Source organism: Bacillus sp. cl96, assembly GCF_900100505.1.
Lineage (GTDB): Bacteria > Bacillota > Bacilli > Bacillales > Bacillaceae_G > Bacillus_A > Bacillus_A cereus.
Genome location: NZ_FNDM01000001.1, coordinates 1 through 14,652 on the forward strand (window position 1 = coordinate 1; position 14,652 = coordinate 14,652).

The following is a 14,652-nucleotide window of genomic DNA, read 5'->3' on the forward strand; positions in this document are numbered from 1 at the left end:
CAAAGCAATGCATTCGAACATAACTGGTGATTATAATTTGGCAAAAGAACATTATGAAAAAGCCGAAATTAAATTAAAACAAATCCCAGATCAACTTGAACAAGCAGAATTTTATTTTAAACTTTCTACCTTCAGTTGCCATAACCAACAATATGTTTTAGCACTTAAACAGGTTTCTAAGGCAAAAGAAATTTTTTCTAAATACAATGGTTATGAATTAAACATTGGTTACTGTAATAATCTTTATGGATTAGCATGTATACATTTGAAAGAATATGAATTAGCAGAAGAATGTCTTATCTCTGCATTGGATATATTCCAAAAACAAAACGAAGAACAAGCAACCTTATACGTTCGACATAACTTAGGTTTTATGTATGCAAATCAAAACCTTTCAGAATTAGCAATTCGCTATTTATCCGAAGTAACTGAAAAAATGCCAGCAAACTATAGAGCGATTTTAATTGAAGCATGCGAACATGCAAAAATTAATAATAAAGAAAAAGCATTAGAACTTTTAAAAACAGGTTTAGAAATCAGTTTAAAATTAAAAAATGAGGAATACCAACATCGCTTTAATATCTTACTAACGATAAACAATGAGGTTTCTGGAGAACAATTAGAATCAATAATACTAGCAGGAATGCTCTATTTTGAAAAAGAAAACCTATACGAGTACATTAATGAATATAATGAAAAATTAGCAGTGAAATTTTATCATGAAGGCAATCATTTAAAGGCAAGTAAATACTTCTATCTAAGTTCAAATGCAAGAGAAAAAATTCATGATAAGGGGGCGTTAAAATGAAAAAAGTAATAATTAGTTTAACGGGAATTATGACTGCACTAACATTAACATTTGGTGTACTGGATTCTAAAGATACACATGAAACAATTTATACTGTAAAACAAATGTCGGATGGTCATACTGGTGGTTAATAGGTTGAATTAAAAGGGTGGTTGTAAAATAGATAACCACCCTTTTTTATTTTCATACTTCTTTAAAATCTTTAATTAAATAATTTATTTCGCTTAAAATATCTTTTAAAGTTCATTTAAAACATTTTTATTATGTAAAAGAAGGGCAAAGCCCCACCGAACGAAGTGAGGTAATGAGCCGAAGGCGAATCAAAGAGCGTTAGTGAGGTAATGAGCCGAAGGCGAATCAAAGAGCGTTAGTGACCTTCCTTTTATACTATCTATTCTTTTTACTATCTATTTTCTATACCTATCACTTTTTGTCCATTTTTGAGACACTTTTTGTCCGAAAATGTCACCTTATTTCTCATTTTCGGACAAAAAGTGATATCCCATCGCATTTTAAACAAGTAATTTAATATTCCAAAATGTCCAAGAGGGTATCCTTAATTGCAATTTGGTACTTTTGAGACATGATAAATCTCATTGTTATCAAGGGGTTTGAGGATTCTCTAATTTGCCAACTTTATATATATTAAAACGAATTACGAAAACGAAAATCAAAAAGATTCACGACTCAAAAAAACGCCCTCCTAAATTTTGAAGTGAACCCGAATAGTGGTACATGAAAAAGGATGGATATTCCAATCGGACCATTATGGAGCAGTTTGGAATTAAAAATGTTTCCCAAATTAAGACGTGGATGAAGTGGTATCGTACCGGTCAAACGTACCGTTTTCAACAACCTGTAGGAAAACAATATTCTTATGGAAAAGGGCCAAAAGAGTTAAATGAATTGGAACAGCTACGGTTAGAAAATAAACAGTTAAAAACAAAATTACTGATATGGGGAAAGTATCTGGAAATCGAAAGGAATTAAACCCGGAAACTGTAGTTACTTTATGGACCGATTTCAAAACAAAACTAACGGTAAAAGAATTATGTAATGTATTAGAATTACCCTGGTCTACATTTTATCGTTGGTTACAACGAACAGTGGACCTAAGAGATGAGATAGAAGAGAAAATAAAGGATGTTTGTCTTCGGCATAAATTACGATATGGGTACCGAAGAGTGACCGCAACTCTTCGGAAAATGGGGCTGTGTGTATGGAATAGTAGCAACGGTTCTTTTCTTCCCATAAGTCATAATTGTCCTATTTCTCATGTCAATATCAGGCCACTTTAAATTAACTAATTCTTCTCTCCTAAGCCCTGTAGAAATCAATAGGACTATTACCATTTGATGTCTCATTAAAACATAATTTGTCCCTTTATAATGCCCTCTATCAAAGTGTTCAAGAACACTCTTTACTTACTCATCTGTTAAAACATCTGTTATGGTATCTTCTTTACTAAATTTTATTTTTTTGAATGGGTTTTCTTCGACTATCCCTTCTTCTAGGTACTTAAAATACACCTTTAATGTTCGATTCTTTTCATTTATTGTAGATATACTATTTTTCAACTCATGCTTACAATAAATGAAAAACTCTTTTGCAACTTTTGACGTAACTTTATCAGTGTCAAATATCCCTTTATTTACACAAAAGGACTCAAATCTTTTCAAAATTTCTTTATAAGATTTCAAAGTATGTTTACTTAAATTACGTAATTCCCTATCATCTAAAAATTCTTGCATTACAATTTTATACAACAAAAAACCTCACCCTTTCTTCCTTTTGGAAAAAAGAATGAGGTTTATTTATTGGGCTAATATTTAATAACTTGTTCTAAGCGAACCAATTATGTTTTAGCCCTTCAAATGCCTTTATACTATGAATTACGCGGTGGACGTTTTCCGAAGTATTGGTAGTAATCTGTACGGATAAATCCGTTAAACAGTTTACGCTTCTTCGACGCATCTTTTCCATAACACTTCTCAAATGCTTCGTAGCTTGTTAATACATACGCTGACCATGTATCTAACGGGCGGAATACTTGTCCCATTTCTTTATACAGTTGTTCAACGAGTGCTTTTTCACTTAAACGTTCTCCGTATGGAGGATTCGTTACAACGTAGCCATAATCCTCTTTTGTTGTGAAATCTTTTACTTGCATTTGTTTAAATGTAATTAAATCGCCTAAGCCCACTTCTTCTGCGTTATCTTGAGCAACTCGAATCATACGATGATCAATATCTGATCCAATGATTTGTAATCGTTGATCATAATTCGCTAAATCTTCAGCTTCTTGACGAGCTTCACGCCAGTTTTGTTTACCTACCCAGCCCCACTCGTCAGATGCGAAACCACGGTTAAATCCTGGTGCAATGTTTTGTCCAATTAATGCTGCTTCAATCGGAATTGTACCTGATCCACAGAATGGATCAACAAATGGACGATCTGGCTTCCAGTTTGTTAATTTAATTAAAGACGCAGCTAATGTTTCTTTTAACGGAGCTTCCCCTTGATCCATACGGTATCCACGTTTATGAAGCCCAACACCGCTCGCATCAATTGTTAATGTTGCAATATCCTTGAGCATTGCAATCTCGATACGGAATAACGGACCATCTTCTTCAAACCAAGTTGTACGTTTATATGTTGTTTTTAATTTTTCAACGACAGCTTTTTTAACGATACGTTGGCAATCCGAAACACTGAATAATTCAGATTTTAAAGATTTACCGATAACAGGGAATTCACCATTCTCTGGAATATAATCTCCCCAGTTTAATGCTTTTGTTTTTTCAAATAGCTCATCAAATGTCGTTGCTTTAAATTCGCCAACTTTAATTTTTACACGGTCCGCAGTACGTAACCATAAGTTCGTACGACAAATCGCCTTTTCATCTGCTTCAAATGTTACTTTGCTGTTTTCTACTTGACATTCATAACCAAGATCGCGAACTTCTCGGGCAACTAACGCTTCAATACCCATTGCCGCTGTTGCAATTAAAGTAACTTTTCCCATTTGCATTCACCTCTTATGTATATTCAAACAATAATTAATAGCAATTGGTCCTATTAATTATTACATTTTACGAAAAATTTTCTCATTAACCATTTTAACTCATACTTTATAACTTCATACAAATAAAAAGCCCTCCTCTAACAAAGGAGAGCTGAGTTATTTCATAGTTGGTTCATAACGTTCTGTAAGCCATGTTCTGTTCCTTTGTACTACAAACGGCCCACGCCTCGTACTCCGGTGGCAATCATCTATCTACAGGTTATAAAACCTGTCCTTTCCCGTCGTTCATTTCCTTGGAAAAGATTCCCCTACCATTATTTGGGTTTCTCGCTCGTGGGGTTTACCTCGTTCCACTCCTATCATTTCTTCAAGGACTTCGTCACTGTGGCACTTTAAAGGTAGTCAAACCATATCCGAAAGGACTTAGGTTTTTTCCCTGCCGTTAAACCAGCCTTACAGCCAGAATACCCTAGCTTATGAATTGGCTAGGCACGAACACTACAGCCATCTCAGGCCGTGCGAGCATGGACTTTCCTCTACAACGTTGGCGTTGCAGCGATTACCCAAACGTTATGACATCCATTAGTATAGTGGAAACAAAAAGATTTTGCAACGTTTTTTTCTATGTAAAATGCTTAAACCTTTTCCCACCTTACATCATTCGTATAACTTACTTCCAAATACAGCTTTTTCTAAGTTAGATAAGCGTTTTAAAATATCCGTATTCGTGTTGTTATAAACCGGTTGTGCAACTGGTGTTTGTACAGGTTGTTGTGGAACTTGCGTTACTGCTAGTTTTTGTTCCTCTAATTCACGCTTTAAACGAGCATTTTGTTGCTTTAATTGCTCAAACTCTTTGTGGAAAGCTTCATAGTCTTTAATGATCATATCAAGAAACTTGTCTACTTCTTCTTGCTGATAACCTCTCATACCTGTTTTAAATTCTTTTTCTAAAATATCTTTCGCTGTTAATTTAATTTTATCCGAAATCATTTTCTTCACCTCAAATTTTTACCAAAACTTTCATTAACTAAATTTTTTCAGAAACAATGCTTTTTGTCAATCATATATACGAGTACTATATTACATATTACTCTGCATTATTCCACTGTTCCTCTTCTATTATATCTTGTAAATCAGAAAAAAGAATGAAATAACTGTGATAATTTTCTATTTCTCCTTTTTTCTTTGCTGATTCTACAATATATTTGGGACTTCCTGGTTTTTCTTCATCGTATACCGCTAAAAGCGCATCACTTTTTTCAATAAAAAATTGATTTTTTAATTTAAATTGCTCTGGGCTTTCATACTTCCGTTTCGTGATACTATCAACATGGTCTGCTTGAGAAAGAATAAATTCGTAATATTCACGATTATCTTCTTTCCAATTTTCTTCTTGTTCTAAAAACGGAGTGAATACCGCTAATTTTAAATCAGGATATTCTACTTGCATTTCAAAAACAACTTCAGCAGCCCATAATTCTACACCTAATTGGCCGCTTATTATAACCCATTCTAAACCATCTTCTACAAAAGTGATTAATTTACGGTGTAATGCTTTCTTTATACACTCCACTCCTGGATGATCATTTTTAAATATTCCAAGTTCAAATGGCTTATATCCTGTTACTGCAATAACTTTCATATCAACACTCCAATTACAAAAAAAGAACTAGCATTCCGCTAGTTCTAACATATCATTTACTTTTTAAATATTCCACCAACGTTTGGTCCGATATTTGGACCTACTGGTGATACATTGTTTGGTAAAAACGGTGATACATTTGGTCCTGGTCCAAACGGTGATACATTCGGTCCTGGCCCAAATGGAGATATTTGATGACCGTGGTGATGATGATGATGATGATGACCATGGCCACACGGTCCACATCCGCCACCGAATCCTGGGTCGATTGGGTCCACAACATTTACATTTGAATTTGTTTGCGGGAAGAAGTTTTGGTTTTTAATTTGTTGATGATGTACATGTGTTGTATGTGTTGGGAAAATGTGTGGCACCACCGTTGTTGAAAAAGAGTGTGTTACGCATTGTTTCGTCGGATGAATGACAGGAGCAGTCGTACAAATAGGTCCTGTAGGCTTATGCCCTCCAAAGCAAGGATGACAATGATGCATAGTTTTTTCTCTCCTCTCTCGTTAAAAAAATCTGATTACACTTTACAGTATGAGAAAAGAGAGAAAGCCGTTTGTTATATATACCCATTTATTACAAGGAAATTTGTCTAGTCCTTTATTTCATTTACATTGTTTTTATAGACAATCCTTCAACATCACTTACCAAAAAAGCCTCCAACTTGCTTTACAATACCTGTCACTTGATTCATCGCATTCATCATTTGTCCAGCTGTATTCATCATTTTATTTACATCATAGTTACCATCTGATGTTTTAAATTGAGAAACAAAACTAGAAAACTGACTTGGCTGTTGTTGCTTTTGCTTACCCTGCGTCGGGTACGGTTGTTTTGGTGGATAAAACATCGCTTGTTGATTAGCATACGGAGATGGTGGTGGCATATAATATTGCGAATTCATATAAGGCTGCTGCTGTGGTTGATTCATGTATGGTTGCTGAGCTTGTGATTGTTGAGCTTGATTCACATAAGGTTGCTGCTGTTGTGGTTGTTGAGCTTGATTCACATAAGGTTGCTGCTGCTGTTGTGGTTGTTGAGCTTGATTCACATAAGGTTGCTGCTGCTGTTGTGGTTGTTGAGCTTGATTCATAAAGGACACTTCAAACGGTTGATAATAATTTTGATTTCCATAATAAGGCTCGAAAGGATACATATTATACCGTAAATATGTATCCGTATTATATTGGTACATATTTTGCTGTGCATATGGATTCGTTTGCTGATATAAGTTAGGTTGTTGAAACATGCATTCTCTCCTCCTTCACATAAGTTTCTACATATATAATATGTACCTATAAAATAATATGTGTGATGGAGTATCTGTCTATTTTTGTCGGAAGTTTAAATTTTTAAAAAATTAAAAAAGAAAACCCTTCCATGCTATGATAATGAAGAAGAAGATTCTCATGGGGGAGGAATCAACATGGTATTAGGGGATTTAAAACAAGCGTTTTCTCAAAAAAAGGGGTATTGCACAGAGAATGCAAATGAATTATTAGACTTTGCGAGACATTGGTATCTCGAAGGAAAAATATGCATATCAGATTATCGAACATTAATAAAAGAATTAGAAATAAACGGCGCAACAAAACCTACAACAATGACAGAAGCATAAAAATAACAAGAGGGCTCTCCCTCTTGTTATTTACATTGCTCAACTATATTTTGCAAAGTATACGAAATGGCTTGGTGTGTTTCAAAGAATCGTTTACCTTTACCTTTATTTACAAAGCATTGCAACACATTCGTTTGTAAATTATCATATACTTGATCAATTTGCTGTACATGTATATATTTTGGCTTTTCTTCTTTAATCCACTTATAAGCTAATTCTTTCCACTTCTTTAATTCCTCATCTACCATATCTACAAACGGTTTCATATCCTTATAAAAGTCGTATTCGGTTAGTTCTCTCTTTTTTACATTCGCTTCATTATTATACTGCATGAGTTTTTCTGAAGACTGTATTAATGCTTCATTCTTCATTTCTTTCCCACCTTATTATGCACTCACTACGACGTTTTGAAATGTCTTTACCCAATTCCCTTTCTCTTCGTGATGCACTAATTTATTTTCCATATGTTCAATATGCATTTCTGTTATTTCTATCTTATTGCATATTTTTTCACTCGCATCCTTTAATGCATGATTCATTCTAATCCCTATATTCATTTCCAGCAAATCGAGAGAACTTAACATTTGATCCATTTTTTTCATTACATCTTCCTTCTGAACCATCGCCATATACAAAACGCCTCCTTCTTTGCTTTTCCTTTGTCATGTAATTTCGCCGAATGATTCACCACTCCTGCCCACATGACAAAACTAGTTGTTATTCGTCAAAGAAATCATTTCGTATGTCATTTATAGAAATGGTAACAATACAAAAAGGAGGTGTATTACAATGGCAAAGAACAAAAATGAAAAAAAGAAAAACCAAAACAAACAACAAAATAAACCCGAGACTGGCAATCCAAAGCTAGATGGTCCAAACTTCCCTGCTACATAAAGCGAGACTTTATTACGAACAGTTAAATTTCAAGTCACCCTTAATCTCCTACTAGCATTACGTTTTGAGATTAAAGTTGTAGCACACATAGCAGGATTGTTTCAAATTAAGAAGTCCCGTCTTCAAAATGGAAGACGGGACTTCTTTTTTATTATATCATGAACTCATCCATCCTTTTAGCAAAACGATTTGCGATAGATAGCCTATAGATTTGTTCTCTCTTTCTTCTATACCATTCTGTTATATTAACTTCCCCTTTAGGTTCTTCAGGTACAAATAGCACATTCATTTTCATATTTGCACAAAACCAATCTCTCATTTTTATTTCTTCATGTAAAATAACAGGATAAATTTCTCTAAGTGTTGGCGTATAAGACTTTCGAGTTTCCTTTGCGTAAACTTCATAATCTTCTCTAGACCCAGTATGTGTAGTTTGCAATGCAAACTTATAAAACGAACCATTATAAATTGGATGAAACAATAACCATGCTAATTTTTTTCCTAGTTCTATGCGCTGTTGTAACGTTTCAAATTGATAAACCGAAAATCCATACATTCTCCCTTCAATTGTTGGGAAGATAACTGCACTAATATGAAGTCTTTCTTGTACTTTAAAAAGTGCAGTATGGAATACATGTTTTTTAAAATATGTGTTCTCAATGACTGGTTTTTGAATTTTATTTTGTTCATTTATAATAAGCGCTGTCATAAGCCTATTCATATCTCTTCTTTCCCAGAAAAGTAACCATTCTTTTTCCATAAAAATTGATACGTTGAAATATTGCAACAAATGAAAGAGAGGTGCACGTCTCTTCTTACTTTCCTCATACAATAATAGCTGAGGAAATGCATCTAAAAAAATAATCCAATTAGCCTGTTCGTACAGAATAAATAAATGTTTTTTTACCGTTCTAGGTAAAACAGTAGCATAATATCTCCCTTCTAAATCAGTCATATTCCAGCCCGCATTTCTCGAAACCATACTCGCTAAAAAGGCCCACCTGATTTCACTATTTCTTAAATAATATTCTTGATAAGATTGTGTCCGAGAAATATTGTCCACATTAGCTATTTCTGTTTTCTTTTTAATATTGTGAATGATTGCTTTTTCTTCCTCTGTACAAAAATTTTTTTCTCGATTTTGTTTCATTTTCATATAATCATTCCATGTAAACATAAATAAGTCATCATACCTTTCATCAAAAAGGTCACATCTTTTTTCATTTTTTGATATAATCACCTTTGTAAGTAATTCTTAGCAAGTTGGGGGTGGACACACTATGACCATTCGTTACCCAAATGGAAAAAGGTATAATCAAGCTTCACAACCTCAAAAAACACCTATAAAAACACATACTTATAGTAATAGAGGTATGTCCCTTGAAGAGGAATTGAATGAAACAAATCAATATTACTTAACCCATAATATTGCATGTGTACATAAAAAGCCTACACCTCTTCAAATTGTAAAAGTAGATTACCCCGCTCGAAGTGCTGCAGTGGTAAAAGAAGCGTATTTTAAACAACCTTCTACAACAGATTACAACGGTGTATACAAAGGGAAATACATCGATTTTGAAGCAAAGGAAACAAAAAATAAAACTAGTTTCCCACTTCAAAACTTCCACCTTCATCAAATTGAACATATGAAGCAAGTGGTTGCTCATAATGGAATTGCATTTGTTATTATTAAATTTACACTTTTTGATGAATTTTATTTACTAGATGCAAAACATATTATTGCATTTTGGAATCGTCAAAATACTGGTGGACGCAAGTCGATTACGAAAGAAGAAATAGAAGAGCATGGATCCTTATTATCATGCGGTTATCACCCTCGGATTGACTATATCCGTGTACTAGACATGGTTTATTTTTCGTGATAGAGTCATCACTAAGGCTCTTTTTTCGACTTTTGGGGGAGAGAATGAAAGGTAGGAGAAAGTATAATGTCAGATAATTATCGTTCTCGTACAGAACGAAATCATGTGAAAAATCAAGAGAAAAAAACACATAAAGAAGAAAAACCAAAGAAAAAAGGCTCCTTTTTCAAGAAATTTCTTATAGGTTGTCTACTTCTTGGTATCGTTGGTCTTGTAGCCGGCGTTTCCGCTTTCTTTGTTATGGTAAAGGATGCTCCAAAATTAGACAAAGCCAAACTTGTTAATCCTTTATCAACAAAGTTTCTTGATAAAAACGGGAATTTCTTCTATGAATACGGTGCTGAAAAACGAACACACGTTACTTATGATCAAATTCCAAAAGTAGTTGAAAATGCATTCCTTGCAACTGAGGATTCGCGTTTCTATGATCATAATGGAATTGATTTTAAACGAACTACAAAAGCAGTTATGGAAAATGTCACTGGTGGTTTCGGTTCCCAAGGTGGTAGTACGATTACACAGCAAGTCGTTAAAAACTACTTTCTAACGATGGACAAAACTGCTAAAAGAAAAGTACAAGAATGGTACTTATCTTACAAATTAGAGCAACAATACTCTAAACATGAGATTTTAGAAATGTACTTAAATAAGATTAATTTAGGTAACCGTTCATACGGTATTGCGACAGCAGCGCAAAAATATTATGGTAAAGATTTAAAAGACTTGCAATTACATGAAGCTGCTATGCTCGCTGGTTTACCCCAAGGTCCAAACATTTATGATCCAACAAAAAAGGAAAATGTTGAACGAGCAACAAATCGTCGTAATGTCGTATTATCATTAATGAATCGACATGGTTATATAACAAAAGAAGAAATGAATAACGCCGTTAAGATCCCAGTAACTGAGGGCCTTCAACCGTCTTCAGAAGTAACTGAGATGAAGTATCAAGCATTTTTAGATGCGGTTGTAAAAGAAGTTGAAAAAGAATATCCTGATGTAAATATCGGTTCAGATGGTTTAACGATTCATACAACACTTGATCAAGATGCTCAAGATTACGCTGAAAAAATTATGGATGGTAATCTTATTAAGTATCCAAACGATCAATTCCAAGGATCATTCGTATTTATGGATACACAATCTGGAGAAGTTCGAGCAATTGGTGCTGGACGTAAAGAAAATAAGTCCACTTTCAAAGGTCATAATATGGCAACTGATTTAAAACGCCAAGTTGGTTCAACAATGAAACCAATTTTCGACTACGGTCCAGCGATTGAGAATCTTCAATGGTCTACTTACCATCAATTAAATGACTCTGAATATACTTATTCGGATGGCACAAAGATTAAAAATGCTACAGGGAGTTTTAAAGGTGACGTTTCACTTCGTGAAGCATTGAAGAAGTCATTAAATATCCCGGCTTTAAAGACAGCTCAAACAGTTGGACTTAATAAATCAAAAGAGTTTGCTGAAGGTTTAGGCATGACATTTGAAAATGGAGTACATGAATCTACTGCAATTGGTAGTAACGATAGTTCTCCATTAGCAGTAGCAGGTGCATATGCAACCTTCGGTAATAGTGGTAACTATAATAAACCACACTTCGTAAAAGAAGTAACCTTCCCGGACGGGAAAAAGAAAAGCTTTAAACCGAAAGAACAACGCGCTATGCAAGACTATACAGCTTACATGGTAACTGACGTTCTTCGTGACGTAGTAAAACCTGGTTCTGGTGGTACAGGACCAACAGCATATGTTTCAGGTGTTGACGTAGCGGGTAAAACTGGAACGCAAAACTTTGATGCAAAAGATTTAAAGAAATACGGCATTCCAGCTGATGCAAACAGGGATAGCTGGTTCGCTGGATATACACCACAATATACGATGGCTGTATGGACTGGTTACGTAAAGAATGGTCCAGAAAACTACATTAGTGATCGTTATACTAAAATTGCACAGCAAATGTTCCAAGTAATGATGAGCAAATTCGCTACAGATAAATCACGCTTTGAACGTCCTTCTTCTGTACAAGAAATAAACGGAGAGTTATACGTAAAAGGTGCGAAAAAAGATGCAATTAAACAAATTAAAGTAGATGCCCCTAGTGGTCTGAATGTCACTTTTGATGGCGCTAGCACAGTTACACTAAACTGGTCTGGACCAGCAGAAGTTGATGCATATGCAGCCAGCTATAAAGCAACTGACGGTTCAAGTGGTAGCCTATCAATAAGTGGTACGACAGCTACTCTTGGTGGTATTAAACCAGGTGTTACTTACAGCTTCTCTGTAGTAGCGAAAAAAGGTACTGGCACAAGCCCAACAGTTGGTGCATCCTTCACTGCGCCTGGCGGAACTCCAGATGCAAAAAAAGCTGAAGAAGAGGCTAAGAAAAAGGCCGATGAAGAAGCTAAGAAAAAAGCTGATGAGGAAGCCCAGAAAAAGGCTAATGAAGATAAAGTAAAACAAGACGAAGCTAAGAAAAAGGCTGAAGAAGAGGCTAAGAAACAACAAGAACAACAGCAAGAACAACAACGTAAACAGCAAGAAGAAGCTCAAAAGAAAGCTGATGAGGAAGCTAGAAGGAAAGCTGAAGAAGAAGCTAAGAAAAAAGCTGAAGAAGAAGCTAAGAAGAAAGCTGAAGAAGAGGCCAAGAAAAAAGCTGAAGAAGAGGCTAAGAAACAACAAGAACAGCAACACCAAAATACCGGAGGAGATACACCTCACGCAGACGGTGCTGTTGTTACAACAGAGTCCTAATATACAAAAAAAGAAGTCCGTTTCTCTTAACGAGAAGCGGACTTCTTTTTTGTTATCATTTTCTTTACATACAGCTTTTCTATTTCGATATACAACTGCGCTAATTGAATATAAGAATGATAATTACTCGGTTTCTTTATAATGAATGAATATCTTTCCATAAAATTAACAGGTTGCACTTTTAATTTATTCGTATTTATTTGCATTTCATTCAAACTATGAACAGGTTGTTCATTTAGCCAATAGACAACCGATAACAAGTGAGCTGCAAAAAGAATCATTGGTCCCTCAGCCTCTTGCTTATTTCTATTTCGAAACAGTATAGCAATGTCTTCATGCTTATTTTTCCATACATTCAACATCGCTGGAATGCTGTTTTCAATTTCCTTCCACGGCTCATACTGTCTTTCAATATCAAATATAAAGTAAGTATTTTGTATTATCTCTTCAAAAGAATTGTCTGTATGATACTTAATTAAATTTACACTTTCTTTAAAAAATGGTAAACAGTGAAATTCTTTCGGTATTTCTATAACTCGCTCCATCCTTTATTTCACCTTCATTCGCTTCTTTCCTTCACGACATACTTCTAACAGTCTGCACTCCTCACATTGCGGTCGTTGTGCTTTACAGTGATAACGTCCAAAGAAAATCATACGATGATGTGTAACTCCCCACTCATCCATCGGTACTTTCTTCATTAATGTTTTTTCTACTTCTAACACCGAATCTTTCCATCTACAAATCGCTAACCGTTTACTCACTCTTTCTACATGCGTATCAACAGCAATTGCCGGGATGCCATACGCTACCGAAACAACTACATTTGCTGTTTTTCTCCCTACTCCTGGTAATTTCGTCAACTCGTCACGGTCTTCTGGAACTTTTCCATTGTAATCATCCAGCAACATCTGACACAATTTTTGAATGTTTTTTGCTTTATTTCTATACAACCCAATAGAACGTATATCTTGTTGTAACTCTTCCAAAGATACACTTAAATAATCTTCTGGTGTTTTATATTTTTGAAATAAATTTTTCGTCACTTTATTTACAAGTGCATCTGTACATTGTGCAGATAGTGCCACCGCGATTACTAATTCAAAAGGATTCTCATGAATTAATTCACAATGTGCTTCTGGATACATATCCGCCATTGTGTCTAAACAATAGCGAATTTGCGTTTTATTTAACATATACTTCCTCCTATATTACTGCTCCAACCAATTATAAAAAGGCACTTTTCCAGTAAATTTCGTCTCTTGTTTTGTCATTTGTTGTGCTCTTTGTTGATTCGCTCTAAATTTTTGACCTTGATTTTGAGCCTGATCTACCGTTTTAATTCCATTCTTTTTCCACTCAAATAAAATACGATCAATATATCGGAAATTTAGTTTTCCACTCATTACAGCTTCTCTAAGAGCCGCTTGAATTAAATTTGGATGATGTTGATCTTGGTCCTCCCACATTCCTAACGTTTCACATTCGAACGGCGAAAGTGGTCTTCCAAATTCTTTTTCAAATACTGTATATAAATTTACTTGCAGCTGTTTTTTTTCTTTTTGCTCTTCCTCTATTGATTCATCCATTAAGAAATGTAATATTTTTTCCCATAACGGTTGTAAAGAATAACTTTCGCACATCATCGCTTCTGATCTTTGTCCACCTTCTAGTGATAAAAACCCTTTTTGAATCAACGTCTGAATTACTTCCATACATTTCATTTCCGTTATCGTCATCCGTTCAGAAATCTCTGATGGAGTCGGAAACGAATTACCTGATTCTAAAAATGTGTGTACATGAAGTACGACCATAAATTCCGTCTCATTTAAACCTAATTTTTTATAATGCATCATAAGTAATTTTGGAATTGCAATGCTTCCCTGCTCAAACCACTGTAACATCATTTTCTTTTTCATCACCAAACACCTCGCTCTCTAGTATAACACACCTTTAGCTATTTCTTTTTGCCACAATTCGTCAAAAAAACCTCCCTATTAATGGGGAGGTTTT

Annotated in this window: 19 protein-coding genes, 1 other RNA gene and 1 pseudogene; 7 read left to right on the plus strand and 14 right to left on the minus strand. The window is 34.7% G+C overall.

Annotation, left to right across the window (positions count from 1 at the left end; genetic code table 11):
- The 3 genes and pseudogenes from BLT20_RS00005 to BLT20_RS00010 form a co-directional block, all read left to right on the plus strand.
- On the plus strand, positions 1-808 hold an 808-nt coding region (locus BLT20_RS00005; protein ID WP_090782782.1), incomplete at its 5' end, for a tetratricopeptide repeat protein.
- Positions 805-939: a hypothetical protein gene (locus BLT20_RS30860; protein ID WP_013141855.1), complete on the plus strand. Its 135-nt coding sequence runs from the start codon at positions 805-807 to the stop codon at positions 937-939. The genes BLT20_RS00005 and BLT20_RS30860, both read left to right, overlap by 4 nt.
- A 604-nt stretch (positions 940-1,543) precedes the next feature.
- Positions 1,544-2,028: pseudogene (locus BLT20_RS00010) on the plus strand (IS3 family transposase); the annotation flags it as partial.
- Here BLT20_RS00010 and BLT20_RS00015 read toward each other — a convergent pair.
- The 8 genes from BLT20_RS00015 to BLT20_RS00050 all read right to left on the minus strand — a co-directional run bounded on the left by BLT20_RS00015 (position 1,972) and on the right by BLT20_RS00050 (position 6,733).
- Positions 1,972-2,172 carry a tyrosine-type recombinase/integrase gene (locus BLT20_RS00015; protein ID WP_073339350.1) on the minus strand — a complete coding sequence of 67 codons (201 nt, stop codon included), beginning with the start codon at positions 2,170-2,172 and terminating at the stop codon, positions 1,972-1,974. The pseudogene BLT20_RS00010 and the gene BLT20_RS00015 overlap by 57 nt on opposite strands.
- 60 nt (positions 2,173-2,232) lie before the next feature.
- On the minus strand, positions 2,233-2,559 hold the full coding sequence (locus BLT20_RS00020) for a tyrosine-type recombinase/integrase (protein WP_002023720.1): 327 nt from the start codon (positions 2,557-2,559) through the stop codon (positions 2,233-2,235).
- Positions 2,560-2,693: 134 nt separating this feature from the next.
- Entirely contained in the window at positions 2,694-3,833 is a 1,140-nt protein-coding gene (locus BLT20_RS00025; protein WP_000521224.1) for a THUMP domain-containing class I SAM-dependent RNA methyltransferase, read from the minus strand.
- Positions 3,834-4,013: 180 nt separating this feature from the next.
- Positions 4,014-4,404, minus strand: an RNA gene (rnpB, locus tag BLT20_RS00030) — RNase P RNA component class B.
- An 86-nt stretch (positions 4,405-4,490) separates the two neighbouring features.
- Positions 4,491-4,826 (minus strand): cell division regulator GpsB, encoded by a 336-nt coding sequence (gene gpsB, locus BLT20_RS00035; protein WP_000622431.1) that lies wholly within the window; start codon positions 4,824-4,826, stop codon positions 4,491-4,493.
- 97 nt (positions 4,827-4,923) lie between these two features.
- Positions 4,924-5,478 carry an SLOG family protein gene (locus BLT20_RS00040; RefSeq protein ID WP_000862908.1) on the minus strand — a complete coding sequence of 185 codons (555 nt, stop codon included), beginning with the start codon at positions 5,476-5,478 and terminating at the stop codon, positions 4,924-4,926.
- 56 nt (positions 5,479-5,534) lie between these two features.
- Complete coding sequence (locus BLT20_RS00045; RefSeq protein WP_000546273.1) at positions 5,535-5,969, minus strand: CotD family spore coat protein; 435 nt, start codon at positions 5,967-5,969, stop codon at positions 5,535-5,537.
- Between the two features lie 155 nt (positions 5,970-6,124).
- The gene (locus BLT20_RS00050; RefSeq protein ID WP_000487612.1) at positions 6,125-6,733 is read right to left on the minus strand and encodes a YppG family protein; all 609 of its coding nucleotides are present in this window, start codon (positions 6,731-6,733) and stop codon (positions 6,125-6,127) included.
- Positions 6,734-6,910: 177 nt separating this feature from the next.
- Between BLT20_RS00050 and BLT20_RS00055 the strand changes: the two genes are divergently transcribed.
- Positions 6,911-7,102 carry a YppF family protein gene (locus BLT20_RS00055; protein WP_000242652.1) on the plus strand — a complete coding sequence of 64 codons (192 nt, stop codon included), beginning with the start codon at positions 6,911-6,913 and terminating at the stop codon, positions 7,100-7,102.
- 26 nt (positions 7,103-7,128) lie between these two features.
- Here BLT20_RS00055 and BLT20_RS00060 read toward each other — a convergent pair whose 3' ends face one another.
- Positions 7,129-7,473, minus strand: coding sequence for a YppE family protein (locus BLT20_RS00060; RefSeq protein WP_000786939.1), 345 nt, complete (start codon positions 7,471-7,473; stop codon positions 7,129-7,131).
- A 15-nt stretch (positions 7,474-7,488) separates the two neighbouring features.
- Positions 7,489-7,731 carry a hypothetical protein gene (locus BLT20_RS00065; protein WP_001252036.1) on the minus strand — a complete coding sequence of 81 codons (243 nt, stop codon included), beginning with the start codon at positions 7,729-7,731 and terminating at the stop codon, positions 7,489-7,491.
- Between the two features lie 85 nt (positions 7,732-7,816).
- Here BLT20_RS00065 and BLT20_RS31260 point away from each other — a divergent pair, with 85 nt between their 5' ends.
- On the plus strand, positions 7,817-7,996 hold the full coding sequence (locus BLT20_RS31260; protein WP_001987054.1) for a hypothetical protein: 180 nt from the start codon (positions 7,817-7,819) through the stop codon (positions 7,994-7,996).
- Positions 7,997-8,147: 151 nt separating this feature from the next.
- Here BLT20_RS31260 and BLT20_RS00075 read toward each other — a convergent pair whose 3' ends face one another.
- The gene (locus BLT20_RS00075; protein WP_000495660.1) at positions 8,148-9,173 is read right to left on the minus strand and encodes a DUF2515 domain-containing protein; all 1,026 of its coding nucleotides are present in this window, start codon (positions 9,171-9,173) and stop codon (positions 8,148-8,150) included.
- Between the two features lie 103 nt (positions 9,174-9,276).
- On the opposite strand from BLT20_RS00075, the gene recU reads away from it, so the two are divergent.
- Positions 9,277-9,879: a Holliday junction resolvase RecU gene (recU, locus tag BLT20_RS00080; RefSeq protein ID WP_000155598.1), complete on the plus strand. Its 603-nt coding sequence runs from the start codon at positions 9,277-9,279 to the stop codon at positions 9,877-9,879.
- 66 nt (positions 9,880-9,945) lie between these two features.
- A complete protein-coding gene (locus tag BLT20_RS00085) occupies positions 9,946-12,639 on the plus strand; it encodes a PBP1A family penicillin-binding protein (protein ID WP_073339348.1) in 2,694 nt (897 codons plus the stop codon).
- Positions 12,640-12,665: 26 nt separating this feature from the next.
- Here the strand turns inward: BLT20_RS00085 and BLT20_RS00090 are convergent, their stop codons facing one another.
- From BLT20_RS00090 to dnaD, 3 genes are read right to left on the minus strand one after another with little or no spacing between them, the layout of a single operon-like run.
- The gene (locus BLT20_RS00090; protein WP_000442650.1) at positions 12,666-13,184 is read right to left on the minus strand and encodes a YpoC family protein; all 519 of its coding nucleotides are present in this window, start codon (positions 13,182-13,184) and stop codon (positions 12,666-12,668) included.
- Between the two features lie 3 nt (positions 13,185-13,187).
- The gene (nth, locus tag BLT20_RS00095; protein WP_000933030.1) at positions 13,188-13,835 is read right to left on the minus strand and encodes an endonuclease III; all 648 of its coding nucleotides are present in this window, start codon (positions 13,833-13,835) and stop codon (positions 13,188-13,190) included.
- 15 nt (positions 13,836-13,850) lie between these two features.
- Positions 13,851-14,558: a DNA replication protein DnaD gene (gene dnaD / locus BLT20_RS00100; protein WP_000728552.1), complete on the minus strand. Its 708-nt coding sequence runs from the start codon at positions 14,556-14,558 to the stop codon at positions 13,851-13,853.
- Between the last annotated feature and the right edge of the window lie 94 nt (positions 14,559-14,652).